Here is a 25,672-nt window from a genome sequence, read left to right on the forward strand (position 1 = left end):
CTCCGTTCTCCGGCCGGTCAGTGCTGCTGGTGCATGGGGTCCGCGTCGCGGGGGGTGAGGGCGAAGACCACGGCGGCGAAGGCCAGCAGGGAGACGCCGCCGAGGAGGCCGGTCCGGACGAGGGAGTCGGTGAAGGCCTCCTGGGCACGGGCCGCGAGGTCCGGCAGACCGGCGCGGGAGGCCGCTTCCATCGCCCCTCCGAGCGACTGTCGGGCGGAGTCCGCGGCCTCGTCGACGGCGGGGGCGGGCAGGCCGTCGCGCACGGCTTGGGCCGCCAGGTCGTCCAGCGTCAGGTGAGCGCGGTAGACGACGGCGGCGACGCTGCCCAGGATCGCGATCCCCAGGACGCTGCCCAGCTCGTAGGAGGTCTCCTCGATCGCGGCCGCGCTGCCCGCCTTGTCCGGCGGGCTGCCGGACATGATGACCGCCGAGGCGACCGCCAGCGCGCCCGCCCCCGCGCCCTGCAACGCCAGGGACGCCGCCACCCACGGGTAGGACAGCGGGGCCGGGGCCAGGCACAGCAGGAGGAAGCCGGCGCCGGCGATCGCCAGGCCTCCGCCCAGCACGACGCGGACGCCGATCCGGGCGGCCAGCATGGGCGCCGCCGGGGAGGCCAGGAGGGCTCCGACGGCCATCGGGAGCAGGTACACCCCGGCCTTCAGCGGAGAGTGGCCCTCGACCAGTTGCAGCCATTGGGCGACCAGCAGCAGCAGCGCGGCCATCGCGAACATCGACGCCAGCGCCGTCAGCGTCCCGGCGGTGAAGGCCCGGTGGACGAACAGCCGCACGTCCAGCAGCGGATCGGGGCGGCGCAGGCACCGCAGCACGAACCAGGTGAGCGCGACCAGCGCGGCGGCCAGCACGGTCCAGGCCACGGGGTTGGCCAGACCGTCGTCGGCGTAGCGTTCGCCCAGATCCTTGATCGCCCACACCAGCGAGGCCATGCCCGCGATCGACAGGGCGGTCGCGAGCGGATCCCACCGGCCCGGCTTCGAGGCGCGGGACTCGGGGAGCAGCCACACCCCGGCGGCGATGCCCGCGGCCATCAGCGGCACGTTCACCAGGAATGCCGCCTGCCAGGAGAAGTGCTCCAGCAGCAGCCCGCCCACGATCGGCCCGACCGCGATGCCCAGCGACGAGACCGCCGCCCACACCCCCAGCGCCGTGGCCCGCTCGGCCGGGTCGGTGAACACCGTGCGGACCATCGACAACGTCGTCGGCATGATCAGCGCCCCGCCCACTCCCAGCAGCGCCCGCACCGCGATCACCCCTTCGGCGGTCGTCGCGGCCAGCACCACCAGCGAGGCCGCGCCGAACACGCCGAACCCCGCCAGCAGCAGCCGCTTGCGCCCCCACCGGTCGGCCAGCGCGCTCATCGACACCAGCAGGCCCGCCAGGACCAGCGAGTACACGTCCACGATCCACAGCTGCTGCGTCGCCGACGGGCTCAGATCCGCCGCCAGGTCCGGCAGCGCGACGTTCAGCACGGACATGTCCATCACGACCGCCAGCAGGCTCACCGACAGCACCGCCAGGCACGCCCACCGCCGCCAGGACGGCAGCTCCGGCGCCTCCGCCCGTGAGTCCTCGTTCCCCAGGACGCTCATCGCCCGGTCACCTCCCCCGCCCGGTCGGCCATCAGCTTGACGACCGCGCCGGTCAGGAGCGCGACGTCCAAAGGCTCGTCGTGCAGCACCGCGTGCATGGCGGCACCGTCCGCGAACACCGCCAGCGCCCGCGCCGACTCCGCGTCGGTGTGGGCCGACAACACCTCCACCAGCCCGTCGAACCACCGCAACGCCAACGGCCGCAGCTCCTCACGCCGCATGGCGGCCACGTACAACGCCGCGTCCGCCCGCATCCGCGCCCGGTCCCTCAGATAGGCGTGCATCATCTCCGCCAGCGGCGCCGGCTCTCCGCCGCACGCCTCCAGCTTTCGCGCGACCTCCCGGAGATCGGCTTCGATCCACTCGGCCAGATGCCGCAACGACTCTTCTTCCAGCTCCCCCAACGAGGAGAAGTAGTACGTCGTGGCCCCCAGCGGCACCCCGGCCCGCTCGGCCACCCGCCGATGCGTCAGCTCCGTGACGCCGTCCTCCACGACGAGCGCCGCCGCGGCCTCGACGATCGCCTGGCGCCGCCCCTCCGGGTCCCGCCGCGCCCTGCTCCCCGTCTCCCGACCGGTCACCGCGCCCGCCTCCTTGTTCCGCCGATGATCGTCTTCATTAGTACAAACGTACATGTACGGACGTACTATAAGAGAACGGAAGCGGACCGGGCGAACACCGAAACAGACAAGAGCGGGGAGTGCCTCAGCCGAAGGCGAGTCCGCCACCGCCCTCCTCCAACCCGGGAACCCGGTCGCGAGAAGTCCGGCCTTCCCCGCCCGCCAGGCGCGCAGCCCGATGACGGCGGCCGGACGGGCCCTTCGCGGCCGACGGCTCCGCCGCACGGCTTCGGAGAACCCGGCCGCGCCTCCCCGATTCGGGTTGTCCCGGCCGAGGCCTGAGGTTAGGGTCGGTCGGGTGACTGCCGGGTCGGCCATGGGCCACACACGAGTGAGGGTCCCGGCCTCGGCTTGAGCACGAGGCGGGCCAGAGCCCCGCCTTTCCCAGGTCCTTCCCCGTTCTTCCTCAGCGCCCGCGCGGCGCTCCCCGACGGAGCCAAGACCTGGAGAAATCCACGCATGTCACACGAACAGCAGTACCGGGCCGAGCCGTCGGCCCCCACCGTCCGGCTGGACCACACCGTCGTCCACGCCGTGGACCGGCGACTGTCGGCCGAGTTCCTCGCCGTGATCCTGGGCCTGGGGGTCGGCGCGCCCCTGGGGCCCTTCCTCCCCGTCGAGCTCGGCAACGGGGTGACGCTCGACTACTACGAGAAGCGCGACGAGCCGATCCAGCCGCAGCACTACGCGTTCCTCGTACCCGACGAGCGGTTCGACCTCATGCTCTCCCGCCTGGAGGCGGTCGGCGTCACCTACTACGCCGACCCGAGCCACACCGAGCCCGGCCGGATCAACCGCCTCTTCGGCGGCCGCGGCGCGTACTTCGACGATCCGAACGGCCACAACATGGAGATCATGACCAGGCCGTACGCCCGGCCGTGAAGGGCGCCCCAGGGCGGCCACCGCAGGCGGGCGGCGGTGGCCTCCGCCCCTTCGTGGCGCGGTGAACGGTGGAGGGGCCGGGTGTGCTCCCACCGGTGTGCCGTGGGGCATCCCCCGGCAGGCCGGTCACGGCACGCCCGTCCGCCACCGGATCGTCGACCGCCGAGGTCCGCGTCCTTCGCATCCTCGGGGGCGCGACGTTCGCACGGCCCCGGGGCGGCTCCCGACCGGTCGTCGGCCCCGCCGTCATGCGGCGGGGCCGACGCTCCCGTCACCAGGCGAAGGCCTCCGGGGACGGCCCGGGGCCGGGGAAGATCTCCTCCAGTTCCCGGAGGAACTCGGCGGACAGGTCGAGTTCGGCGGCGCGCAGGCCCGACTCGAGCTGTTCGGAGGTGCGGGGGCCGACGATGGGGCCGGTGACGCCCGGGCGGGTGAGGAGCCAGGCCAGCCCGACCTCGCCCGGGTCCAGGTCGTGCGAGCCGCAGAGGTCCTCGTACGCCTGGATCTTGGCGCGGTTCCCGGAATCGGCCAGTACCTGCCGGTTGCGCTCGGACAGGGAGCGGGACCCGCCTCCCTCACGCTCCTTGCGCAGAACGCCGCCGAGCAGGCCGCTCTGCAGCGGCGACCACGGGATGATCCCGAGACCGTAGGCCTGCGCGGCGGGGATGACCTCCATCTCGGCGCGGCGCTCGAAGAGGTTGTACAGGCACTGCTCGCTCACCAGGCCGAGGGAGCCGCGCCGGGCCGCGGCCTCGTTGGCGCGGGCGATGTTCCAGCCGGGGAAGTTCGACGAGCCGACGTACAGGACCTTGCCCTGCTGGACCAGCACGTCCATCGCCTGCCAGATCTCGTCCCAGGGGGTGGCCCGGTCGATGTGGTGGAACTGGTAGAGGTCGATGTAGTCCGTGCCGAGCCGTTTGAGGGAGGCCTCGGCGGCGCGGCGGATGTTCAGGGCCGAGAGCTTGTCGTCGTTGGGCCAGGGCCTCCCGTCGGCGCCCATGTTCCCGTACACCTTGGTGGCCAGCACCGTCTTGTCCCTGCGCCCGCCGCCCTGCGCGAACCAGGTGCCGATGATCTCCTCGGTGCGGCCCTTGTTCTCCCCCCATCCGTACACGTTGGCCGTGTCGAAGAAGTTGACGCCCGCGTCGAGCGCCGCGTCCATGATCTTGTGACTGTCCGCCTCGTTGGTCTCCGGCCCGAAGTTCATGGTCCCGAGCACCAGTCGGCTCACCTTGAGCCCCGTCCGTCCCAGCTGTACATAATCCATGCCAGGTCCCCTACCCACCGGAGAACCTCATCGGACCGTGAGACGGGCCTCACCCTCACCCGCGGATCCGGCCGGCTCGTCCTGCGGGCCGAGCAGACCCGTCCTCCCTCGGCAAGCGCGCCGGCATCCATGGGATCGGGCTTGCGAGGGGCGGCGCGCGGGTGTGAAGACAGACCGGGAGGCCCTCTGAGAGCCGGTACTCCTCGATCCGCTCCACGCAGTCCTGCGCCTCGGAAAGGAACCCGATCAGATGGACCGGGATGCCGGCCGCCGCGTAAGCGGCCTTCTTGTCGACGGTGTCCGTACGCTTCACCCGTTTCGGGGCGCTGGGCCAGGGCCGAAACGTGGGACTGGAGGGAGGTCGCGGCGGCGTCGAGCCGGGTGTGGGCGACCGTACAGGCGGTCAGGTGGGCGTCGAGGGCGCTGTGGAGCCAGGCCGGTGCGGCCTCGTCGGCGCGGAGGCGGCGGGCCAGGTCGCGGAGGCGGGCCGTGCAGCGGGCGAGGGTCTCCACGTCGGACGCCAGGCGGTCGGAGTGAGCGGTGAGGGAGTCGGTCATCAGGGTTCCAGAGGTCGGGAGAGGAGGCGCGAGGGCGACGAGGCGTCGGATGGCGCGGAGGACGGGACGGCGGATGACCGGCTCGGATCGGTCCCGGAAAGGGCGTCAGGCGCGAACTCCGGGGTGAGAGAGGCGGGGGGATGGCGCAGGAGGCGGGCGGAGGGGGTGGTCTGGCAGAGGAAGGGGCGGGTTCCGGGGAGGGAGAGGTCGTGGAGGAGGACGGACAGGGGGTGTTCCGGGGCTGTGGAGGCGAGGAAGACGCGGGAGGCCGGGTGGGTGGCCGTGGGGCCGGTGGACTGGAGGAGGGAGCGGAGGGGGACGCCGTCGGCGTGGGAGTACAGGATTCGGGTGGTCACGGGGCGGCGGGGGCGCGGAGGGCGGAGCCGGGGGCCCAGGGCGCCGGCGAGGGTGAGGACGGGCGCGGGGTCCGCGGGGGCGGTGAGGGACGCGGCGACGGTCGTGGGGGTGAGGTCGAGGGTCGTCTCGGCCAGGTGCGCGGGGTGGGACCACAGGTCGCGGGCCGCGGCTCGGGCCTCGCGGGTGGTGACGGCCGTGGCCAGCGGGTGCAGGCCCGCGTGCCGCAGGGACGGGGCGCGCAGCAGGTCGCGGCACAGGTCGGCGGGGCGGGGGCGCAGAGGTGAGTGGACGAGAAGGCTGAGGGTGGTCTCGTGGTGCGGGCCGAGGGTGCTCTCGCGGTGCGCGGCGAGGTGCAGGACCGCGACGGCGCGGGAGCCCGCCGTCACCGCGGTGAAGGGGGTTCCGGAGAGCAGGGCCTCGACTCGGGCGGCGGGGACGGTGAACCAGGCGGTGAACACCGCGGCGTCGAAAGTGCGGATCGGAACGGTGACGGCCCCCTCGGAGGTGTCCCTCGGGTGGGTGGGCACCGTGAGGAAAGGGAAGCCCGGCGGGTGCGGGGCGTGGTCGTACAGGCGGTAGAGGCTGCGGCGTACGACCGGGCCGGTGTAGGCGGACAGCTGGTCCTCCAGGTGCGCGCGGGCCTCGGGCAGGTCGTCGCGGAGGTTGGCCGCGTACTGCTCCAGGCCGTGGCAGGCCGGGAAGAGGTGGGTGGAGTCGGTGTAGTCGACGATGTACCAGTCGGGGTGCAGGTCGAAGCAGTTCCCGGCGCCCTGACCGTCGAGCGTGGGGATGATGTCGTGGTGGTTGGTGATGCTGGAGACCCTCGTGGCGGGTGAGGCGGGCCGCTTGAAGTCGATGGGCGAACCGATGGCGATGACGTCGGTCACGACGTGGCGGGCGTTGAACTCCGGGTCCTGGGCGAGGCTCATGACGGCCGAGCCGCCCGCGCTGTGGCCGATGAGCGCGATCTCGGCGCCCCGGGGGACGCCGTGGTCGGCGACGGCCGCGGCCAGGGAGCGGCTGTAGGGGCCGCTGTCCAGGACCGTGCTGCTGAAGGCGCCCAGGAGGTCGGCCGGCGAGTCCGTCTGCGGGGTGCCCATCCGCATGCCGGGGGCGAGCACGACGTGGCGCTCCGCCCCGTCGGGGCCCCGGACGGTCTGGACGAGGACGCGCCCCGTGGGGCGGATGACGAGCAGGTCGGACAGGTAGTCCAGGAACGAGCCGCGGGCGCTGAGGCGTTCGGCCTCGTGCGGTGCGGGCCGGGCGGGCACGGCGGCGCCCGCGCCGCGGTCGAGCCGGGCGACGGCGCGGTTGCTCATGCCGGTGAGCGGATCGGCGGTGGCGGCGCCCAGGCCCGTGGCGATGAGCCAGGCGGTGTTGTCGTTGAGCGGGTTCTTGTCGAGCAGGGCGCGCAGCGCGAGCAGTTCGCCGAAGATCGGTGCGACGCCCGAGAGGGTGCGGGCCGCCCCCCGGTCCTTGACGAGCGCGTGGAGCGCGCGCCCGGCGGCGAGGTCCCCGTCGGCGGAGACGGCGTCGAGCAGGCGGCGCAGCAGCGGATCTTCGGCGAGCTCGGGATGCCGCAGGACGACCGCCGCGATGCGCAGCCGCAACGACGTGGTCATCACGCGGATCGGAAGGTTCTCGGCGTGCACGAACCCCCCGAGTTTCGCCCCGAACGTCCCGAGCCCGCCCCCGCTGAACGCCCACCCCAGCCCGCGCCGGTCGGTGACCGCCCGCAGCAGCGCCCGCTCCGCCCGCCCCCCGCTGGCGGGCCGAACGCCGCAGCGACCCCGCCAGCGCCGGATCCCGGAGCACCGCCGTGACATGCCCGGAGACCTCCCGCAGCGCATGGGAGATCTCCGCCAACTCCCGAGCCGCCTCCAGCAGCCGCGCCGAAGCGTCCCCCGGCTCTCCGCTACACCCCGCCGACGGCCCGGCGGAGGCGCCACCCTCCTCAAGGTCTCCCACCGCCGGACCCCCGGCGGAGGCACCGCCCTTCCCCGCACTCGTCGCGACATGCCCCATCACCCCCTTAGCGGGAGTGCCGTCGCCTTCACCGTGCCCCGCCGGACCCCCGGCGGAAGCACCGCCCTCCCCCGTGCTCACCCCAGCGCGCTCTTTCAGATCTCTGGCGGGAGCCTCGTCTTCGTCGCTCATCGGGCGGCGCCTCGCCAGGTCATGGAGACGAAGCGGGGGGCGGGGTCCTCGGGGATGTTGCGGTGGAGGACGTCCGAGAGGGTGCGGGTGCCGGCGATGATCTCCAGGCCGGGTCGGGTGAAGGTCGCCGCGTTGGCGACGCGGGGGGCCAGCAGGGGGTTGGTGAGGGCCTGGGAGAAGGCGTCGATGGCGATGATCTTGGTGAGCAGGGGCGGCAGGACGGCCTTCGGGGAGCCGGGTTCCTCGGCGAACAGGCCGACGTAGAGCTCCAGGTCGTCCACGTCGCGGTAGAGGTCGGCCAGGGACTCGTGGACGCGCGGGTCGCCGGAGACCTGGTCGAAGCGCCGGACGCGGGGGAAGCGGCAGTGCTCCCGGTAGTCGTTGTAGGGGGCCAGGCCGAGGGTGCGGCCGTCGGCGATGGAGGAGAACTCCACCTCGCGCAGGGACGGGTCGGTGTTGAAGAGGCCGATGCGGCCCGCGCGCTGCTCGGAGGCGTCCTCGAAGAGGCGGCCCAGGCCGGGCCCCGGGATGAGGGCCCCGCCGAACAGCGTGCCGGCCAGGGGCAGCTCCCGCTCGCCGACCGACAGCGCGCCGGGGATCAGGCTGTGCCAGCGGTAGACGAGGTTGAACTCGACCGACGCCCAGTTCTGCCGGTGCCAGGGCGAGTTCCGCAGCGCCGTGCCGAGCTTCGGGTCGAGCAGGAACCGGAAGTGGTAGGGGGTGATGTGGTTGATGTACTCCTCGACCACGATCCTGATGACCTGCACGATGACGATGTTGCGCGCGGTCTGGAAGAGGCGCTCGTCGTCCCAGCCGGGGTTGTGGCCGGCCAGGATCCGGGCGACGCGGTTGTGCTCGCGCAGGAACAGCACGGTCATCATGGTGAAACCGACCTGCACGTTGCCGCGATCGCCGCCGAGGGCGAAGAGGGTGTCGCGGCGCTCGGGCGGCAGCATCTCCATGCGCACGGCCGACAGCGCCCGGAACTCCGGTTTGATCTCGCCGTTCTCGCACAGATAGGGCGGGAACTCGCCGCCGTTGATCTGCTGGCTCTTGAGCAGGCCGCCCTCGTGCGCGCGGACCGCCGCGGTGGCCGCCGCGTCGAGGCCGTAGAGCGGGTTGAGGTCGATCTCGTGGTTGGAGGTGCTGCGCCGGGGATCGCGCGGTTCACGGGACTCCCCGCGCAGGAACCCGTCGGTGAACCACTGGGCGAAGTAGGCGAACAGCACGGTCGAGCGGGGGCAGGGGTCCATCGGTCCCTCCCGCAGGAACAGGCCGGCGGCCTTGTCGACCGACGGGCGGCCGGTCTCCTGGTCGTCGTGCGGGGGCAGGTGCCTGCCGCTGTAGGTGCGGTCGGTGAGGGACGTCCAGGACGTGTAGGGCGCCAGGGTGCTCAGCGGCTCGGGCCGGGGCGGCATCTCGCGGACCGCCTGGTCGATCAGGGTCGCGTTGAGGCGGCGCCGGACGGGCGTGGCGGTCTCGGCGAGCCGCCAGAGCGGCCGGCCGTGGGTGAGCGCGAGGAAGCGCAGCCGGTTGACGGCTCCGTCGGTGGCGATGCTCCGTGCTCTGGAACGGCTCATATCCGGGACTCCTCGCACGTGGGGACGTCCAGGTGCAGGACGTGGCTGTCGGGGAAGACGCCCCGGTCGCGGACGGTCTCGCCGTCCGACCGCAGGCCGGGCCGCAGCAGCAGGCGGCGCAGCACCTCGGTGATGACGGCGCGTCCGGGGTGGACGCCGAGGCAGGCGTGCGGGCCGTGCCCGAAGTGCAGCAGGACGTGCCCGGGCCGGTCGAGCCGGAAGGACTCCGGCTCCTCGACCGCCGTCTCGTCGAACATCGCCGAGGCGACGGCGGCCAGGACGAGACCGCCGGAGGGGACCACCGCTCCGGAGGCCAGAACGTGCTCGCGGACGGAGACGCGGGCGATCATCTTGAGGAAGGGATCGAACCGCAGCGCCTCCCAGACGTAGGGCTCGAAGTGCTCGGGATCGACGGCGGCCTCGGCGGCCCGCGCCATCAGCGAGGGGTCCGCCAGGAAATGGGCGAGCACGTTCGTCATCGACCCTGCGGCGTTCTCCACGAAGCCCAGGAGGAGCCCGGCCGTGTTGACGGCGATCCGTTCGTCGTCGAAACCCAGTTCCTCCGGCAGCCGGGTGCGCACCAGCCGGCCGAGGACGTCCCCGCCCTCCGGGCCGGCGCGGCGGGCCGCGACGAGGCCGCGGAGGTAGGCCATCATCTCCGCGCCCGCCTCGGCGGACGCCGCGCGGACCGCGGGATCGCCGGCGAAGTTGGCGGTGACGTCGGTCATGACGGCGCGGGACCAGCGCGAGAGCGTCCGCGGGTCAGGGCCGGGGAAGCCGAAGTACCGGGCGCACACGGCCAGCGGGACCGCGCGGAACAGGGAGCCGACCACGTCGATCGCACCGTCCGGGCCGCCCGGGCCGCCCGGGCCGTCGATGGCGGAGTCGAGCGCCTCGTCGGCGAGCGCCCCGGTGAGCGCGCGCAGTTCCGGCACGTCCTCCGGGGCGAGCATGACCCGCATGAGGCCCTTCTCCCGCCAGTTCATCGGCGTGGCGTCGCGGGTGAGCATGACGGGGCCGCCCAGCGCGGCCTCCATGGACGCCGTGTAGGCCCCGACGGTGAAGGAGTCCGGGCGGGACAGCACCTCGGTGACGTCCGCGTGGCGGGTGACGAGGGTGAACGCGGGGGTCGTCAGGACGGGTCTGCGGGCGCGGAGCTCGGCGAACAGGTCACGCCAGTCGGTGCGCAGCCAGCCCGCCAGGAGCATGAGCGCCGCGCCCGGATCCGTCTGCCGGAGCGCGTCGTATCGGGCGAGATAACCGTCGGTGTGCATGCTGGCCTCCACGCAGGGGGTCTGTGACCGGCCGGAGCCAGAGAGTAAGCAGATGATCGCGCGGTCCACAAGCCGAAGAACGCGAAGAGTAGGCAATTCGATTCTCCGGGTGAGACTTTCATGCACACCGCGCCACTACCGACCGTCACGTCTCCCGGATCGAATGGAGTCACGACCGCATCCCCGGGAGGCCCGATGCCCGACCCACCCGCACCGGACGCGCGCGGGACGGCTCCACCCGGCGCTGAACCCGTCGGCCCGGCCAGGCCCGAGCCGGACGCGCGCGGGACGGTCCTGCCGGACGCCGAGCCCGTCAGCCCGATCAGACCCGAGCCGGACGCGCGCGGGACGGTCCCCGTCTCCTGGTCCCGCCGACACGCCTACCTGGTGATGCTCGTCGTGCTGCCGTTCCTCGTGCTCGGCGCCGCGGTGTACGTCTTCTGGGGACGGGGGGTCGGGCTGCTCGACCTGTCGCTCGCCCTGGTCCTGTACACGGTCAACATCTTCGGGATCAGCGTCGGCTACCACCGCCTGCTCACCCACCGGGCGTTCAAGTGCGTCCGGCCGGTCCGCGTCGCCCTGGCCGTCGCGGGCGGCCTGGCGCTCCAGGGGCCGGTGACGCTGTGGGTCGCCGAGCACCGGCGCCACCACAAGTACGCCGACCGGCCCGGCGACCCGCACTCGCCCTGGGCGTACGGCGAGAGCGGCCTCGGCCTGCTCCGAGGGCTGCTGCACGCCCAGGTGGGCTGGTTCTACACCGAACGCCGCCGTTCCAGCCGCGCGCACTGGGTGCCCGACCTGCTGGCCGACCCCGACATCCGGCGGCTGGACGCCGCCTACCCGCTCGTCGCGGCGGCCTCGTTCCTGCTGCCCGCGACGCTGGGCGGCCTGCTGTCCTGGTCCTGGGCCGGCTTCTGGACGGCGTTCTTCTGGGCGGGCCTCGTCCGCTACGCGGTGGTCCACCACGTGACCTGGTCGGTGAACTCCCTCGCCCACTGCTTCGGCGACCGCCCCTTCGACACGCGCGACCGGTCCACCAACCTCCGCTGGGTCGCCCTCCTCACCTTCGGGGAGGGCTGGCACAACTGGCACCACGCCGATCCCACCTGCGCCCGCCACGGCGTCCTCAAGGGCCACCACGACCCCAGCGCCGCCCTCATCCGCGCCCTGGAACGCCTCGGCTGGGCCCACGACGTCCGCTGGCCCGACCCGGCCCGCCTCTCCTCCCGCCTCGTGAAGACCCCTTTATGCGTCCCTGATCTTCCTTTCAGGCGAAGGCGCGGTAGAGGGAGGAGAGGAAGCGGATGAGGAGCCCCTCGCGAGTGTGCGGGGGCAGGGCGTCCAGGACGGAGTTGACCACGGCCATGCCGCCGCCGGTGCCGGGCTCGGCGGAGGGGTCGGCGCCCACGGAGGCCAGCAGGGCCGCGAAGCCGGCGTCGTCGACGGTGTCGAGGTCCAGTTCCAGGAGGGCTTCGGCCAGGCCTTCGGGGAGGGTCGCGGGGCCGGCCTCGCGGGCTTCCGCGGCGGCCTCGGCGAGGACTTCGAGCAGGGCGTCCACCCCGTCGAGGCTCACGCCGGTGAGGGTCAGGTGCACGTTGGCGGGGATGCCGGGGAAGGACAGCTGCGGCTGGATGAGCCATCCGTGGTCGCGGGCCTTGTCCGACAGGACGAAGACGTCCAGGTCCGGGTCGTCGGAGGCGATGGCGACCAGGGAGGCGGCCGGGGAGCCCAGGACACGCAGCCCGGGGATGCCCTCGACGCCCGCGACGAGCTTGCGTGCGGCGGCCACGGCGTTGGCGGCCAGCTCCCGGTAGCCGGACTCGCCGAGTGCCTGGAGCGTCGCCCACGCCCCGCCGAGCGGGCCGGCGCCCTTGCTGCTCTGCACCGTGGAGTTGATGACCGTGTATCCGGGCCAGGCCGCGGAGGCGAAGTAGGCGTGGCGGCGCAGCGACTCGTCGGCGTACAGGACGACCGAGGCCCCCTTGGGTGCGTAGCCGTACTTGTGCAGGTCGCAGGAGATCGAGGTGACGCCGGGCACCGTCAGGTCGAACGGGGCGACCTCCTCTCCCGCGTCGCGCATCCACGGCAGCAGCCATCCGCCCACGCAGGCGTCGACGTGGCAGGGGATCCCGCGCGCCGAGGCGAGGGCCGCGACCTCGGGGACGGGGTCGATCACGCCCTGCGGGTAAGAAGGCGCGGACACCGCGACCAGCACGGTGTTCTCGGAGTCCTCGTCGATCGCGGCCTCCATCGCCGCCGGATCCACCCGGAACGTCGTGGTGTCCACCGGCACGGTGACCAGTTCGAGGCCGAGGTAGTGGGCCGCCTTGTGGAAGGCGGGGTGGGCCGTCACCGGGACGACGAGCCGGGGCGCGGCGACCGGGCGGGCGTCTCGCGCGGACTTCACCGCCAGCATGATCGATTCGGTGCCGCCGCTGGTGAAGATGCCCGGGGTGTCCGGTCCTCCGCCCAGTTTGGCGGCGACGGCGCCGACGACCTGCTTCTCCAGTTCCACGATGCTGGGGAAGGCCGTGGGGTCCAGGCAGTTGACCTCCAGCATCGCCATGTAGGCCCGGGCCGCGGCGTCGCGGACCTCGGCCCGTCCGGTGTCGTAGACGTAGGCGGTCACCTTCCCGCCGTGGACGGGCAGGTCCGCCTCCTTGAGCCGGGCCAGTTCGGCCAGCAGGTCCTCGGCGGGGCGTCCGTTCTCGGGCAGCATCAGAAATCCTTAACTGTGGGGAGGCCAGGTCACACGGGCGTGCGACGCCGTCGCGCCCGCCGCCTTTCGGGGCGTGCGGTCATGGAGGTCGCTCACACACCGTCCCCGGGAAGGGTTCCTTCGGTTCGGTGGGCCAGCGCGCGGGTGCGGTATGCGAGCACCAGCGGGACGCTGAGCAGGAGCAGGAGGGCGGGGACGAGGGTGAATCCGGCGGTGAGCCCGGCCAGCGCGCCGTCCGTCTGGGCCACCTCCCGTCCCGCTTCGGCGGAGCGGAAGCCGGTGGACGCCAGGACGGCCGAGTACACGCCGGAGCCCAGGGCCATCGCGCCGGTCTCGGCGGCCGTCCAGGCGCCGGTGAACGCCCCTGCCTGGGCGTGCCCGGTACGTCCCGCGTCGGCGTGGACGGTCTCGGGGAGCAGGGACAGCGGCAGCAGTTGCAATGCCGCGTAGCAGACGCCGAGCAGCCCGGTCAGCGCGAAGACCACGGCCGCCGCCCCGGCGGTGAGCGCGGGGTGGAGTGCGAGCACTCCGACGACGAAGAGCACGACGGCCAGCAGGTAGCACGGCACCGTGCCGTACCGGCCCGCGAGCCGGTTCCACATCGGCACCGCCAGGGCGCTGGGCGCGACCAGGCAGACGAACAGCACCGAGGTGAGTCCGTCGTCGCCCAGCCGGTATTCGGCGACGTAGGCGGCGCCCGCGAGCATCACCGCGACGGCCAGAGATTGGACGGCGAACGCGCCGAGCAGCGCGAAGAACGGCCGGTTGCCGCGCGCGGCGCGCAGCGCGGCGGCGAAGCCCAGCGGTTTCGGGCCGGGTCGTGAGGTGATCCAGCGGGTGGACAGGGTGGAGGCCAGCATCGCCGCCCCCATGAGCAGGCCGACGACCACGCCCATGAGCGCGTATCCGCCGCGTCCTCCCCCGGCCAGGTCGACCAGTGCGGGTGCGACGCCTCCGGCCAGGAGGATGCCGACGGTCAGCGCGACGATCCGCCACGCCATGGCGCGGGACCGTTCGGCGGGCAGGTCGGAGATCTCGGCGGGCAGCGCCACGTAGGGCACCTGGAAGGCGGCGAAGGCACTGGCCGCCAGCAGGAACACCACCAGTACCCAGACCGCGGCGACGGTGCCGTGCCCGGGCGCGGCGAACATCAGCGCGAACAGCACCGGCAGCGTGACCGCGCCGAGGAGCAGCAGCCGGGTGCGCCGCCCGGTGCCCACGGCCTCCCGGTCGCTGAGCGCCCCGACGTAGGGGTTGAGCAGCACGTCCCACGCCTTGGGCAGGACGAGCGCGACACCCGCCACCGCCGCCGGGACGCCCATCACATTGGTCAGGTAGTAGAGCAGCAGCAACCCGGGAGTGGTGGAGAAGACGCCGGTCCCGACCGAGCCGAGTGCGTATCCCAGCAGCCGCCCCCTGGCGACCCTGCCTTTCACGGCACCGCTTTCCAAGGCCTCGCCTTTCATGCCCGGCCCTCCGTGACCCGGTCTCCCACGGCACTGCGTTCCACGGCCCGGCTCGTCATGACCCGCCCTCCGCAGTCCGGTCTTCCACCGCCTTTTCCGCCAGGACCCGACTTGTCATGGCACGCTTTCACGGCCCTTCCTTCCTCGGCCCGGCTGGGCATGGTTCGCCTTTCGTGGCTCGGACGCTTCACAGGTCCAGCAGTCCGTCCACGAGGTGGTGGAGGGTTCGGCGGAAGCGTTGGAGGGCGGGCTGGTCGTCGCCGCGGCGGCGTGCGCCCCGGTCGTCGAGGACGCCGCCGCGCACGAAGCCGTGTACGCACCAGATCACCGACCAGACGGCGTATTCGACGTCGGCTTCGGGGCCGGCCACGTGCTGGGCGAGGTCGACGATGCGGGCGACCAGGGGGCGTACCCGCTCGGCCTCCAGGGAGGTGACGTCCTCGGCGTCGGACAGCCAGCGCCGCAGCCACAGCGCGGCGATCTCCGGGTGCTCCACGCAGAAGTCGAGGTAGCGGTCGGCCAGCCGGTGCGCGTCCTCGGCGGTGGGGGCGGAGGCCCTCATGACCTCCTCCAGCGCGTGGCGCTCACGGTCCGCGGCACGTTCCATGACGGCCAGGTACAGGTCGCGTTTGCCGCCCACGTGGTAGTTGACGGTCGCGATGTTGAGGCCCGCGGTCTCGGCGATGAGGCGGGTCGAGGCTCCCGCGAAGCCCTTCTCCGCGAAGAGGCGGGTCGCCGCGTCCAGGATGCGCTCCACCGCGGGGACCTTGCTTGCGCTACTGGTCACCCCGGGAAAGTAGGACAAGCTTCGCCATTCAGTCAATCACTTGATGGAAACGTCCTCTTGTGGCCGGAATCTGCCGTCCGTCCCGTCCGGTGATCGACGGCTCGGCCGCCCCACTACAGTGAGGCGCCTGGAGGGCAGGGATGACCGAGAATTTCGCGACGATCCTCGACCGGCTGTGCACGCGGCCGGAGGGGCGTGAGCCGTTCGCCAACACCGAGCTGGCACGGCTCATCACCCGGAGCGGGGGTGAGATCACCGACGGGTACATCTCCCACCTGCGCAAGGGACACCGCGACAACCCCACCCTCCAGACGGTCGAGGACCTGGCGGCGGCGCTGGGCGTCTGCCCCGCGGTGTTCGTCGGAGGCAGGCGGGAGCGCCTGGGCCCCGAGCGGCCCCGCCGGTCGTTCAGCGGCAAGCTCCGCCACCTGTTCGCCGCGATCCACCCCCCGCACCGCGGCCCCTACACCCCGGAGGAGGCCGCCGCCACGATCACCTCGGGCGGCCGGTTCGGGTCGATCTCCTCGAGCTACATCCGGGAGCTGCTCAACCCGGCCCCCGGCACCCAGCCCAATCCCCGGCTGCGGCACATCCTGGCGCTGGCCGACTTCTTCGGCCTCAGCGACGGGCAAGGGCCGCAGGTCTCCTACTTCCTCGACGACCGGCTGGCCGAGGTGATCGACGCCGAGCTCGCCGGGTTCATCGCGCTCCGCGACGCCGGTGTGGTGGAGTTCGCCGCCCGGCTGGCGCGGCACGCCTCGGAGTGGACGCCGGAGCTGCGCCGCCAGGCGGTGCACGCGGTCACCGAGGCGGTCGAGACGGGCGAGACCCAGTGGACGTTCCGACCCGGAGGTGTCAGCGGATGACCGATCGGGAGACGTTGTGCGCGTGGGCCGCCGAACGGCTCGCGCCCTCGCCTTCGGCCACCTACCAGGACACGTGCCGCGGCATCGGTTCGCTGCTCGGCGAGCTGGTGCAGGCGCAGGTGGCGGTGAAGTTCACCTCCCTGGGCGGCGCGCCCTTCAGCGGCGCGACCGTGCGGCTGGCCGACGGCTCCTACGTCGTCTACTGCGCCAACTCCCGGTCCTGGTACCACCGCATGGGCATCCTGCTGCACGAGCTCTCGCACGTCCTGCTCGGCCACGAGCCCACCTCGCTGGAGGACATGCGGCGGCAGTTCCTCCCCCACCTTCCCGGCCGGATGGCGCGGATCATCGCGGCCCGCAGCAGCCACACCGGCCCTCAGGAGCGGGAGGCCGAGGACCTGGCCGACCTGCTGCTGGAGCGGCTGACCGAGCGCCGCGGGCCCGCGCCGGGGGCGCTCCCGCCCGAGGCGTCGGCCCGGCTGCGGCGCATCGCGGAGGAGCTCGCGCACCTGCGCTGAGCCCCGGGAGTCTTGCCCATCAAGGTCACGGATGACTAGGCTGCGGTTCTACTGACGTCCACGGAGGTCTGCGATGATCCCTCGCCAGTATGAGAGCTGGGAGGTGCGCCGGTGACGGAGAGCGCACTCGCGAGTTTCTCCTTCGGCCGTCCCGCCGGACCCGACCTGAACTCCCCCAATCCCGCCCGGATCAGCGACTACCTGCTGAACGGCAAGGACAACTTCGAGTGCGACCGCCGCGCCGTGACCGAACTCCTGCGGGCCGCTCCCGAACTGTCGTCCCTGGCCCGCGCCGGACGCGACTTCCTCATGCGCTCCGCGGGCCTGCTCGCCGCCGAGCACGGCATCGACCAGTTCATCGACCTCGGCGCCGGACTCCCCGCCTCCCCCTGCACGCACGAGGTCGTCCGGGAGCACGGTCCCTGCCGGGTCTCCTACGTCGACCACGACCCCGTCGTCTCGGTGCACAACCGCGCCCTGCTCACCGGACGGCCCGGGGTCTGGGTCTTCGAGGGCGACCTGCGCTCCCCCGAGCTCCTCATCGCCCGGCTGAGCGCGACGGAGGCGGTCGACTTCAGCCGCCCGGTGGCGGTCCTGCTCGGCGACGTGCTGCCGTACCTGCCCGAGCCCGCGCAGACGGTGCGCGCGTTCCGCAACGTCATGACGGCGGGCAGCGCGCTGGTGCTGAGCCACCTGTCCCGCGACCGGGCGGACCCGGGCATGGTCGCCTCGGTCGAGAACACCTACGCCTGCACCGGCGGCAGGCTGTCCATCCGCACCGACGCCCAGATCGCCGAGCTGTTCACGGGTTTCGCCCACGCCCCCGAGATCGTCGACGTGCGGCCCGACCCGGACGTGCCGGGGCTGACCGGCTACACCGGCATCGGCTGGCGGGTGCGAGGCGGTCAGGCGCGGGCCGCGACGGCCGCGCCCACGACCGGGCAGCGGGAGAACGCGTCGGCGACCTGAACCCACCAGGTGAGCTCGGTGGTGAACGCCCCGTCCCGCGCCTCCTCCCCTCCCCCCCGGTCCCTCGCCGTGCTCCGCTCCCCCTTGGTCCAGGCCTGCAGCGCGTGCTTCAGCTGGGCGGCCTCGACCATCGCGGCCAGCGCCTCCCCCCGGTAGCCGGCCCTGCGGCCCCAGCGCTCGGCCAGCTCGGCCAGCTCCGGGTCGAACAACGGCGCCAGGCTCCAGCGCCAGTCGCTCAGCTCCAGCACCATGCGCCGGGTCCGGTGGTAGGGGTCGAACCGCCGGCCGGGGGCCGTGTGGGCCAGCTCGGGCGCCACCTTCACCAGCGCCCGGTGCGCCGGACGCAACCGCAGGTAGAGCCGCCACCGGAACGTCCAGGAAGCGACCGAGTCCGCTTTGGGGCCCAGGGTCGGCAGGGTCAGCGCCGCCGTCACCAGCAGCACGCCCATCGGGGCGACGATCAGGCCCGTCGCCTTGTAGGGCTCGTCCAGCTCGGCCGTCCCGGTGCGGTGCGCGATGATCGCGACGATGCCGACCAGCGGGAACAGCGCCACGTTCAACCCGTAAGCGCCGTACAGCCGCAGGCCGCGCCGCAGCCAGGGGAACTCCGCGTAGTCCGGTTCCCGGGTCCAGCGGAAGCACCAGTAGGCGAGCATCGCGTGCCCCGCCAGCACCCACGCCAGCCACAGGAGGGAGAACGCCGCCACCGTCGGCTGCCCGGCGTAGTAGGTGTTGAAGTCCTCGGTGCGCTCCACCGGGGTGGACGACGCGGAGAACAGCAGCGAGAGCGTGATGACGCACAACGGGCAGGACAGGACGATCCACCGCACCAGCGGCCACGCCTTCCGGAACGGGTGGCGCCACAGCAGGGCCAGGGTCAGGTAGACGCCGCCCGACACCGTCTGGCAGGCGGCGACCAGCAGCGTCGACAGGTTGGGGACGCCCGTGACGCCGTCCACCCACAACACGTTCGAGGGCGCCGCCAGCCACAGCGTCGCGGCGGTGAAGAAGATCGCCGCGCACAGCGCCCACAACCGCGGGCTCTCCCACCGGGAGCGCAGGTACCGCAGCTTGTAGAGGAACCAGGCCGTCATCGCGACGGCGCAGGCTATGAAGACGACGCTGCGGAACATCCGGGAGCTTCTTCGCGGGTCTTGAGGGCCTCTTCGCGCAGTGCCGTCTTGTCCACCTTGCCCGCGGGCAGGAGCGGCAGTCCCGGCAGGACTTCGATCCGTTTGGGCACCTTGTAGGGGGCCAGGTGCTCGCGGCAGTGCGCGTCCAGTTCCTCCGCCGTGGCGAATCCCGCCACGAAGGCGACGCCCACCTCGGTGTAGACCGGGTCCGGCACGCTCACGACGGCGGCCGACGCCACCGCGGAATGTTTTTCCAGGGCCAACTCGACCTCTCGGGGATAGACGTTGTAGCCGCCGGACTTGTACATCTCCTTCAGCCGCCCGACGAGGGTGAGCGCGCCGTCGGGGCGGGCCGCGGCCAGGTCGCCGGTGCGCAGGAACCCGTCTTCGGTGAAGGCCGCGGCGGTCTCTTCGGGCAGGCCGAGGTAGCCGGTCATGAGGCAGGGGTTGCGCACCTGGATCTCGCCGGGCGTCCCCGGCTGGACCGGTTCGCCGTCCTCGCCGGCCAGGCGCAGCTCCAGTCTCGGGTCGGGGCGGCCGACCGTGGTGGTGAGGCTCTCGTCGTCGGCGGTCTCGTCGTTGTAGGCGACGGCCACGCAGCTCTCGGTGAGCCCGTAGACGGAGGTGAGCCGGGCGCCGGTGGCCCGCAGCGCGGCCAGCGTCTCACGCGGCATCGGCGCACCGCCCCAGCCGACGCGCTTCAGCGACGACAGGTCGGCGGAGGCGTACTCGGGCGTCATCATGACGTACTGGAACATCAGCGGGATCTGGCCCCACAGCGTGACCTTCGACGCCTCGATGACGCCGGGGACCGCCGCAGGGTCGAAGTCCTCCATGAACCGGATCGCGCCGCCCATCGCCAGCGGCACCGACGCCACGTCCATGACCCCTCCGACGTGGCTGACCGGAAGGTTGGCCAGGCTGACGCAGTCCGGGTGGTAGAGCAGGGAGGCCTGGAGGCGGCACCCTTCGGCGAAGGCCCGGTGGCCGATGAGCACACCCTTGGGTCTGCCGGTGGTGCCGGAGGTGTAGACGACGAGCGCCGCGCCGTCCGGGTCTCCCGGGTCGGGGAGGGTTCCGTCGCCTCGGCTCAGGAAGTCCGCGCCGGGCAGTGGGTGCACCGCCCGGATGCTCGGCACCGCGCGGTGCAGGGCGGCGAGGTCCTCGGTGTAGTCGCGGCCCCGGTGGTGCTCCAGGCCGAACAGCAGCACCGGTTCGCTGTCGGAGACGATGTGCAGCATCTCGTCCCTGGTGTGGGACGGGTTGAGGCCGACCCAGGCGGCGCCGATCCGGGACAGCGCCAGGAACAGGGTGAGGAACTCCGGCCGGGGGGTGCTCAGCGCCGCGACCCTGTCCCCGCAACGCACTCCGGCGTCGGCCAGGGCCGAGGCGCAGGCGTTCACGTCCGCCTCGGCCTCGCGGTAGGTGCGGCGGCGGCCGTCGAGCTCGTCGAAGAGCGCGTCGGGCCTCAGCCCGCTCCAGTACGTGAGGTAGTCCGCGACCCGGACGGCCGGGGGGACGATGCCGTCACCGGGCAGTTCACTCATCGGCGGACTCCTGGGGTTCCACGAACAGGGTGAGCCAGTCGGCGACCATCGCCGGGGTCTCCGACCCTTCGACCTCCATGACGTTGCGTGTGAGGACCCGGTACCGTCCGGGCCCGCGCTCCTTGACGTCCAGGAGTTCGGCGCGAATCCGTACCTTCTGCCCCGCCATGACCGGGTGGAGGAACCGCACCTTCTCGAGCCCGTAGTTCAGCCCGTACGCGGTGTCCGCCTCCACGTCCAGGTAGCGCTTGTGCACGGCCACCAGCAGGGACAGCAGGAGGAAGCCCGACAGCAGGTTCTCGCCGTAGGGGTCGCCGTTGGACGGGGGGCGGCCGAGGAAGTCCTCGCGCAGGAGCGTCGCGGAGGCGAACGCCTGCTCGTCCTCCAGGTTCAGCGGGATCCAGTCGGAGCAGAACAGTTCCGTGCCGACGCGGGCGGGCAGCTCAGCCAGCGGGTAGCTCATCGGTTCCCCTTGTCATCGCACCGATCCGAACATAACGCGACTCATCCGACTTGCGTAGCCACAACGCGTACAGCGCCGCCGCCACCGCGCACACCAGAACGGCGTACGGCAGGGCGTTGATCAGCGTGGAGCCGGTGTGCGCCAGCGTCTCGAAGTTCAGCAGGATGAGGGCCGCCGCGAGCAGCAGGCCCAGGCAGCCGACCAACGGGACGACCAGGGTGCTCAGCAGCCCGCCGGAGCCCGTCCTGCGGAAGTAGACCACGCAGGCGACGGACGTGAGCGCCTGCAGCAGCACGATGCCCAGCGTCGACAGACCGCTCATCACGGTCACGAGCGTCTTGTACGGGTCGAGCCCGGCGACCGCGAACAGCACCACCACCACGGCGGTGAAACCGCTCTGCGCGAGGCTCGACATGTACGGCGAACCATGCTTGACGTGGACGGCACTGAGCTTCGCCGGGGCGAGGCCGTCGCGGGCCAGCGCGAACACGTACCGTCCGGCCGCCTGGTGCCCGGCCACCAGGGAGGCGAAGAGGCTGGTGATGATGAGCAGCCCGAACAGCGCGCTGGCGGCCTCGCCGAGCTGCTGCTCGGTGAGGAAGAAGAACAGGTCGCCCTCCTGGGTACGGGCCGTCTCCCTCGTCTGGTCCGCGCCCATCGCCCCGACCATCAGCCAGCTGGTGAGCGCGTAGAAGAGGCCGATCACCAGGACCGCCGCGTAGGTGGCGCGCGGCACCGTACGCGCCGGGTCCTTGGTCTCCTCGGAGTACAGCGCGGCGGCCTCGTAGCCGACGAAAGACCCGAACGCGAACATGAACGCCACCCCGGGCGCTCCCGACAGGATGGTGTCGGGAGCGAAGGAGGTGAACTGGAAGGCGTCCAACCCCTCGTTCACCAGCACCGCGACGTCGAAGACGACCAGCACCCCGATCTCGCACACCATCAGCACGCCGAGGACCTTCGCCGACAGGTCGATGTTGCGGTACCCGAGCGCGCCCATGATGACGAGCGCACCCAGCGTCCACGCCCACCACGGCCCGGGCGCGCCGCCCATCTCGGTGAGGAAGTAGCCGATCCCCCCGGCCAGCGCCGCAACGAGCCCGTTGTACCCGGTCAACGCGAGCACGGCCCCGCCCGCCGCGGCCGGACGGCCGAGCCCGCGCGCGATGTAGCCGTAGAAGCCGCCCCCGTCCGTGATCGAACGGGCCATCGCCGCGTAACCGACGGAGAAGCAGAGCAGGGTGAGCATCGCGATGACGTAGGCGCCCGGCACGCCCGCCCCGTTGCCCGACCCCATCGACAGCGGGACCGTTCCCGCCATCGCCACCAGCGGCGCCGCCGCCGCGACCACCATGAAAACTATCTTCGGCGCGCTCAACGTCCGGCCCAGCCGCGCCTGCGCGCCCACCTCCCCGGCGGTCCCGGTCATCCCCACCCCATCCGAAGATCAACGAATCATGCGATTCCATACCTGTCACAGAGGAACCGCAAGAAGATCCACTTCTGAGGACCTGACCGGATATGGCCGTTTTGAGCTGGGACGGGACGCAACGAAGGCTCGTCACGCACTGCCCGTTCCGTCCCCGCCCCGTCAGCGATTCGATCTTGAACGGCGCGGAGCTCGCACAACCGATCGTCGACGGTCTGCCGCATCTCCGCGAGCAGTTCGCCCGCGGTCTCCTCACCAGCGAGTCCGTAAAGCAGGGGCGACCTCAGTTGCTACCGGATGCACCGCGAGCCTTGGGAAGTGCTCCGGATGACCCGGTAGCGGAGATGGGTGACGTCTTTGTTCTCTGAGGTGATCGTGTCGAGCGGCTGCAGTTCGATCTGGCGGGGGTCCAGGTTGTCGAGCAGCCTGGTCCCCGCACCGAACAGGACCGGCACCAGCTGGAGCCGGATCTCGTCGATCAGGCCGGCCCTGAGGAACTGCTGGCAGACCTCGGCGCCGCCGAGCACGACGACGGTCTTGTCTCCGGCGGCGGCCCGGGCTTGGTCGAGCGCGCTTTGCGGGCCGTCGTCGACGAAGGTGAACGAGCCGCTCCGCATCTCCCGATCCGCGCGGACCTCGTGGGTGAGCACAAAGCAGCGGCCGGGGAAGGGAACGTCCTTCCACAGGTCCACCCCGACGTCGTACATGCGTCGGCCGATGATCGTCGCGCCGGACTCCTCGGACAGCGCGGCCGTCAGTTCGGGCTCGTCCGGCATCCAGGTGTGGAGGCGCTCGCCGCCCTCGCCCAGCGGGTGGTCAAGGCTGATCCGGGGGCCTGCGCTGAAGCCGTCCAGCGAAACCGAGGAGTGCATGATGACCGTCATCAGATTTTCTCCTGTCTTTGATGGCGGGGATGAGTGAGACGAACAGGACGGCGGCCGTGAGCGCGAAGGCCGTCGGGTAGCCGAGCGGGTGGACCAGCAGCCCGAATCCGATGGCGCCGATCCCGATCCCGGCGTCGTAGGCGAGGTTCCACACGACGCTGACCTGGCCGAAGTTCGCGCGGGAGGCCCGCGCGAACATCAGCGACAGCGTGACGTTCTGGGCTGCGCCGAAACCGAGTCCGAACAGGACCATTCCGGCGAGCAGGGCCCCCTGGTGCGGGACGAAGACCATCAGGGCGGTGCCGACGGCGGCCGAGAGGACTGACGGCAGGAGGAGACCGCCCTGGTCGTACCTGTCCCCGAACCAGCCCGCGCACCAGCGGGCCAGGGGAGTCGCGCAGGACTGCACGAGCAGGGCCGTCGCGGCCGACCCTGCCGCCAGCGGCAGGAAGGTCAGCAGGATTCCGCCTGCCATCGCGATGGTGGCGAAGATGAACGCAGGCCTGGCCAGATCGGTGTCACGGAGGGCCGCGAGGATGCTGCCGTGCTGTTCCTGCCGTGTGCTCCTGGCGGGCAGGCCGGTGACCGCGGCCAGCACGACCAGGACCAGCCCCGCGCCGAGGAGGAACACGGGTGCGAAGCCGAACCGCTCCTGCAGCCAGAGCCCGGCCGGCAGGCAGGCGATCGACGGAACTCCGACCGCGAGGCCGTACAGGCCCAGTCCTTCGCCTCTGCGCTCAGCCGGGACGAGGTCACCGATCAGCGCAGCGCCGCACACGACCACGATTCCCAGTCCCGCGCCCCTGAACAGGCACACGGCCAGGACGACGGTGAACGGTGGACTGGCCGCGAGCAGGAGAGCGGGCACCCCGAGGAGCAGCAGGCCCAGCCCGACGACCGTGCGATAGCCGAGCCCGGCCAGCAGCCGGGCGACCGCGAACTCGGCGAGCACCGTCCCGAGCATCAGGGCGCCGGTGGCCAGACCCGCGCCGACGCCGTCCGCACCCGTGTCCGCCGCGTACAGCGGGACGACGGGCATCAGCAGGTAGAAGGCCGACATGGCACCGACGGAGGTGATGAGGAGCATGGCCGTCGGGCGGGTGACGATCCGCTGCCGTGGCACCTCGTCAGTGGTCATGCCATGAGCCTAGGATCCAACCGGTTCGGAAAGGAGGTCCAGTTCGATGCCTGTTGAGTGGACCGGTTCAGGTCCTGAACTGCTCGTTCCGCTGGACCGGGGCAGACCGCTGCGCGTACAGCTCGAACTGGCTCTGCGCGAAGGCATCCGCACCGGCCGACTGACCGCGGGCGAACAGCTGCCCTCGTCCCGTGCGCTGGCCCGCGCGCTCGGCATCTCGCGCGGTCTGGTCACCGAGTCTTATGCGCAGCTCCAAGCCGAGGGCTACCTGGTCACCCGACCCGGCTCCGGTACCCGGGTCGCCGCCACCGGGCACGCGTCCCCGACGGCTCCCGCTCGGCCGACAGAGCCGCCCTCGATCCGCATCAACTTCCGTCCCGGCATCCCCGACCTGGCGAGCTTCCCCCGCGACCAGTGGAGCCGAGCTCTTCGCCGGGCCTGCCAGGAGGCTTCCCATAAGGAGCTCGGCTATCCGTCTCCGCACGGCAGTCCGGCACTTCGCGAGGTCCTCGCCGCCTATCTGCGACGGGTCAGGGGCGCCGCCACCGACCCGGCTCACACGATCATCAGCGCGGGCTACGCGCAGGGTCTGCAGCTGGTCCTGCGCTCCTTGGACGATGTACGGACCGTGGCTTTCGAGGATCCCGGCGACCCGGACCATCGCGCGATCGCGGGCATGCTCGGGCTGAAGGTGGTCCCCGTTCCGGTGGACGAACACGGCATAGACGTCGGCGTCCTGGCCGCCACCGATGCGCGTGCCGTGGTTCTCACGCCTGCGCATCAGTCACCGACCGGCGTGGTCCTTGCGCCCGACCGGCGGCAGGCTCTGATCACCTGGGCGGCCTCCCGTGACGCGACGATCATCGAGGACGACTACGACGCGGAGTTCCGGTACGACCGGGAGCCCGTCGGCGCACTGCAAGGGCTTGCTCCTGATCGGGTCGCGCTCCTGGGCTCGGTGAGCAAGTCGCTTTCGCCGGCGTTGCGGTTGGGCTGGATCATCGCTCCGCCCCGGCTGTCCGCGGCGGTCGCGCAGAACAAGCGGCTTGCGGACCGGGGTTCTCCGGTCCTCGACCAGCTGGCTCTGGCGAGCCTCATCCAGACCGGGCAGTACGACCGGCACCTTCGTCAGATGCGGCAGCGGTATGCGGCTCGTCGTGCGGCTCTCGTGGGCGCCTTGGCACGCTATGCGCCCGGAGTGGAACTTCTCGGTCTTGCCGCTGGATTTCATGCCGTTGTTCCATTGCCCGCCGGAGTAGACGAGCAGTCCGTCGTCGATACGGCTTTGGACCGAGGGGTCGGCTTGTACGGTATCGGTCCTTATCGAGTTCGGGGCGGTCGCTCCCAGCTTGTTCTCGGGTTTGGGAATGTGACCCCTGATGCCATTTCTGAGGGTGTCGCCGCTGTCGCCGACTTGATCGGTGGATGAGTTCCTTCTATGGTCGGCTCGGG

General features: G+C 72.0%; 21 protein-coding genes. 6 read left to right on the forward strand and 15 right to left on the reverse strand.

From position 1 onward, the window contains the following. Positions 1-17: 17 nt before the first annotated feature. Complete coding sequence (locus ABD327_RS10680) at positions 18-1,607, reverse strand: MFS transporter (RefSeq protein ID WP_344450133.1); 1,590 nt, start codon at positions 1,605-1,607, stop codon at positions 18-20. After that, entirely contained in the window at positions 1,604-2,188 is a 585-nt protein-coding gene (locus ABD327_RS10685) for a TetR/AcrR family transcriptional regulator (RefSeq protein WP_344450134.1), read from the reverse strand. Before ABD327_RS10685 ends, ABD327_RS10680 begins: the two co-directional genes overlap by 4 nt. A 498-nt stretch (positions 2,189-2,686) precedes the next feature. On the opposite strand from ABD327_RS10685, the gene ABD327_RS10690 reads away from it, so the two are divergent. Next, complete coding sequence (locus ABD327_RS10690) at positions 2,687-3,109, forward strand: VOC family protein (RefSeq protein WP_344450135.1); 423 nt, start codon at positions 2,687-2,689, stop codon at positions 3,107-3,109. Between the two features lie 271 nt (positions 3,110-3,380). Here ABD327_RS10690 and ABD327_RS10695 read toward each other — a convergent pair whose 3' ends face one another. From ABD327_RS10695 to ABD327_RS10710, 4 genes are all read right to left on the reverse strand, one after another. After that, on the reverse strand, positions 3,381-4,376 hold the full coding sequence (locus tag ABD327_RS10695; RefSeq protein ID WP_344450136.1) for an aldo/keto reductase: 996 nt from the start codon (positions 4,374-4,376) through the stop codon (positions 3,381-3,383). A 556-nt stretch (positions 4,377-4,932) separates the two neighbouring features. Then, positions 4,933-7,116 (reverse strand): hypothetical protein, encoded by a 2,184-nt coding sequence (locus tag ABD327_RS10700; protein ID WP_344450137.1) that lies wholly within the window; start codon positions 7,114-7,116, stop codon positions 4,933-4,935. Between the two features lie 327 nt (positions 7,117-7,443). Continuing rightward, entirely contained in the window at positions 7,444-9,027 is a 1,584-nt protein-coding gene (locus ABD327_RS10705; protein WP_344450138.1) for a peroxidase family protein, read from the reverse strand. After that, a complete protein-coding gene (locus tag ABD327_RS10710; protein WP_344450139.1) occupies positions 9,024-10,301 on the reverse strand; it encodes a cytochrome P450 in 1,278 nt (425 codons plus the stop codon). Before ABD327_RS10710 ends, ABD327_RS10705 begins: the two co-directional genes overlap by 4 nt. Positions 10,302-10,496: 195 nt before the next feature. Here ABD327_RS10710 and ABD327_RS10715 point away from each other — a divergent pair, with 195 nt between their 5' ends. Then, complete coding sequence (locus ABD327_RS10715) at positions 10,497-11,609, forward strand: acyl-CoA desaturase (RefSeq protein WP_344450140.1); 1,113 nt, start codon at positions 10,497-10,499, stop codon at positions 11,607-11,609. Here ABD327_RS10715 and ABD327_RS10720 read toward each other — a convergent pair. The 3 genes from ABD327_RS10720 to ABD327_RS10730 form a co-directional block, all read right to left on the reverse strand. Then, positions 11,569-13,020, reverse strand: a complete 1,452-nt coding sequence (locus tag ABD327_RS10720; RefSeq protein WP_344450141.1) for a pyridoxal phosphate-dependent decarboxylase family protein — start codon at positions 13,018-13,020, stop codon at positions 11,569-11,571. The two genes, ABD327_RS10715 and ABD327_RS10720, sit on opposite strands and share 41 nt — an antisense overlap. A 92-nt stretch (positions 13,021-13,112) precedes the next feature. Then, complete coding sequence (locus ABD327_RS10725; RefSeq protein ID WP_344450142.1) at positions 13,113-14,456, reverse strand: MFS transporter; 1,344 nt, start codon at positions 14,454-14,456, stop codon at positions 13,113-13,115. A 217-nt stretch (positions 14,457-14,673) separates the two neighbouring features. Next, positions 14,674-15,273 (reverse strand): TetR/AcrR family transcriptional regulator, encoded by a 600-nt coding sequence (locus ABD327_RS10730; protein WP_344450143.1) that lies wholly within the window; start codon positions 15,271-15,273, stop codon positions 14,674-14,676. A gap of 140 nt (positions 15,274-15,413) precedes the next feature. Between ABD327_RS10730 and ABD327_RS10735 the strand changes: the two genes are divergently transcribed. The 3 genes from ABD327_RS10735 (at position 15,414) to ABD327_RS10745 (ending at position 17,626) form a co-directional block, all read left to right on the forward strand. Further along, a complete protein-coding gene (locus tag ABD327_RS10735; RefSeq protein WP_344450144.1) occupies positions 15,414-16,139 on the forward strand; it encodes a hypothetical protein in 726 nt (241 codons plus the stop codon). Continuing rightward, positions 16,136-16,657, forward strand: coding sequence for a hypothetical protein (locus ABD327_RS10740; protein ID WP_344450145.1), 522 nt, complete (start codon positions 16,136-16,138; stop codon positions 16,655-16,657). Before ABD327_RS10735 ends, ABD327_RS10740 begins: the two co-directional genes overlap by 4 nt. A 111-nt stretch (positions 16,658-16,768) precedes the next feature. Further along, entirely contained in the window at positions 16,769-17,626 is an 858-nt protein-coding gene (locus ABD327_RS10745) for an SAM-dependent methyltransferase (RefSeq protein WP_344450146.1), read from the forward strand. On the opposite strand, the gene ABD327_RS10750 is transcribed toward ABD327_RS10745, so the two are convergent. The 6 genes from ABD327_RS10750 to ABD327_RS10775 all read right to left on the reverse strand — a co-directional run bounded on the left by ABD327_RS10750 (position 17,563) and on the right by ABD327_RS10775 (position 24,220). Next, complete coding sequence (locus ABD327_RS10750) at positions 17,563-18,759, reverse strand: MAB_1171c family putative transporter (protein ID WP_344450147.1); 1,197 nt, start codon at positions 18,757-18,759, stop codon at positions 17,563-17,565. The two genes, ABD327_RS10745 and ABD327_RS10750, sit on opposite strands and share 64 nt — an antisense overlap. Next, complete coding sequence (locus ABD327_RS10755; protein ID WP_344450148.1) at positions 18,735-20,306, reverse strand: class I adenylate-forming enzyme family protein; 1,572 nt, start codon at positions 20,304-20,306, stop codon at positions 18,735-18,737. Before ABD327_RS10755 ends, ABD327_RS10750 begins: the two co-directional genes overlap by 25 nt. Then, positions 20,299-20,769, reverse strand: a complete 471-nt coding sequence (locus tag ABD327_RS10760; protein WP_344450149.1) for a hotdog family protein — start codon at positions 20,767-20,769, stop codon at positions 20,299-20,301. Before ABD327_RS10760 ends, ABD327_RS10755 begins: the two co-directional genes overlap by 8 nt. After that, positions 20,750-22,198 carry an APC family permease gene (locus tag ABD327_RS10765; RefSeq protein WP_344450150.1) on the reverse strand — a complete coding sequence of 483 codons (1,449 nt, stop codon included), beginning with the start codon at positions 22,196-22,198 and terminating at the stop codon, positions 20,750-20,752. The genes ABD327_RS10760 and ABD327_RS10765 overlap by 20 nt, the downstream gene beginning before the upstream one ends. Before the next feature lie 290 nt (positions 22,199-22,488). After that, entirely contained in the window at positions 22,489-23,082 is a 594-nt protein-coding gene (locus ABD327_RS10770) for a dihydrofolate reductase family protein (protein ID WP_344450151.1), read from the reverse strand. Then, on the reverse strand, positions 23,015-24,220 hold the full coding sequence (locus ABD327_RS10775; protein ID WP_344450152.1) for an MFS transporter: 1,206 nt from the start codon (positions 24,218-24,220) through the stop codon (positions 23,015-23,017). The genes ABD327_RS10770 and ABD327_RS10775 overlap by 68 nt, the downstream gene beginning before the upstream one ends. Positions 24,221-24,266: 46 nt before the next feature. On the opposite strand from ABD327_RS10775, the gene pdxR reads away from it, so the two are divergent. Beyond that, on the forward strand, positions 24,267-25,649 hold the full coding sequence (gene pdxR, locus ABD327_RS10780; protein WP_344450153.1) for a MocR-like pyridoxine biosynthesis transcription factor PdxR: 1,383 nt from the start codon (positions 24,267-24,269) through the stop codon (positions 25,647-25,649). The last annotated feature ends 23 nt before the right edge of the window (positions 25,650-25,672 follow it).

Source organism: Actinocorallia aurantiaca, assembly GCF_039533685.1.
Classification (GTDB): domain Bacteria; phylum Actinomycetota; class Actinomycetes; order Streptosporangiales; family Streptosporangiaceae; genus Actinocorallia; species Actinocorallia aurantiaca.